2 protein-coding genes and 1 pseudogene are annotated in these 1,275 nt (G+C 71.5%); 1 reads left to right on the top strand and 2 read right to left on the bottom strand.

The genetic code is table 11. The annotated features are described in order from the left end of the window. Nucleotides 1–281, bottom strand: a 281-nt coding sequence (locus U4E84_RS17675) for a GTP-binding protein (protein ID WP_322533390.1), incomplete at its 3' end; no start/stop codon positions are given. 90 nt (nt 282–371) lie between these two features. On the opposite strand from U4E84_RS17675, the gene U4E84_RS17670 reads away from it, so the two are divergent. Continuing rightward, nucleotides 372–989 (top strand): hypothetical protein, encoded by a 618-nt coding sequence (locus U4E84_RS17670; RefSeq protein ID WP_322533389.1) that lies wholly within the window; start codon nt 372–374, stop codon nt 987–989. A 4-nt stretch (nt 990–993) separates the two neighbouring features. Here U4E84_RS17670 and U4E84_RS17665 read toward each other — a convergent pair. Continuing rightward, nucleotides 994–1,275 (bottom strand): annotated as a pseudogene (locus U4E84_RS17665) (putative selenium-dependent hydroxylase accessory protein YqeC); the annotation flags it as partial.

Below are 1,275 nucleotides of genomic sequence, written 5' to 3'. Positions count from 1 at the left end.
AGGAGGTAGTCGAACTCCCGCGACTCGGCGAGCGCCGCGGCCTCGCTCAGCAGGTCGTCCTGAAGCCGGCAGCAGATACAGCCGTTCGAGAGGTCGACGACGCCCTCCTCGTCGTTCTCGCGCGCGACGAGCTCGGCGTCGACGTTCACCTCGCCCATGTCGTTCAAGATGACCGCGATCCGCCTGTCGCCGGGGTTCGCGAGCAGGTGGTTCACCATGGTCGTCTTCCCGGCGCCGAGGTAGCCACTGAGGACGGTGACCGGGATCCGGTCGTCTGTCATGCGTGTTACTAGCGCCCACGCCAGTATGAAACGATCGATCGGGACGATCGGCACGAACGTTCATCCGTGCCACCGCCGTACCGCGAGGCGATGGACCTGAGCGAGTCGACGATCCGGGACCGCGCCCGGGCGTACGCGGACGAAGAGCCGCTGTACGACGTGGAGCGCCAGCACGTCGAGACGGTCCCGAAGACGTTCGCCGGCGACGAGTACGGGCGCCGGGACGCCCAGTGGATCGTCCGGTGGTACTTCCGCCGGCACCTCGGCGAGTACCCGGACCGCGAGCGGCGCGAGCGCGAGGCGGCGTTCCGCGACAACGAGTTCGACGACGTGATCGAGGTCATCGACGCCGCCGTCGACGCGGTGGGTGCGGGAACCGACGGGAGCGACCCCGCGGACGACTCACCCGACGTCGACGCCGCCCTCGACGCGCTCACCGCGCTCGACGGGGTGGACGTCGCGGTCGCGTCCGGGTTCCTCCAGTTCCTCGCGCCGTCGCGGTTCGTCGCGATCGACCGGCGGACGGGGGGCGTCTTGGCCGCGGCCGGCGAACTGGACGGCGACTACCCGGACCCGCCCTCGGCCGCCGACTACCGGCGGTTCGACGAGGCCTGCCGGGCCGTGACGGACCGGACCGGCGTCGACGCGTGGACGCTGTACCGGGCGCTGTGGCGGTCGTTCGCGGAGCTTCCGGACGAGTCTCCGTAGGGGGCTACTCGACGACTTCCACCACCGGATCGTCGGCGATCAGGCGCGTCAGGATGACGCGCGGCACGTCCGCGCGGACGAGGATCTCCCCGGCGACCGCACGGGCGGCGTCCGCGTCCGCCTCGTCGTCGACCTTGTTCACGACCGGGATCGCGGTCGCGCCTGCGGGGACGCCCTTCAGCCCGCCCGCGGGGCTCGCGAGGACGGTCGCGACGTCGGCGGGGCGAATTTCGTCGCCGATCTCGCGACCGGTGATCGCGGCGACCTCCGCCGGCCGGTGAACGAG

The organism is Halorubrum sp. AD140 (assembly GCF_034497445.1).
GTDB lineage: Archaea > Halobacteriota > Halobacteria > Halobacteriales > Haloferacaceae > Halorubrum.
The sequence above is the reverse complement of the archived record's forward strand: the minus strand, read 5'-3'. Positions and strand labels throughout refer to the sequence as shown.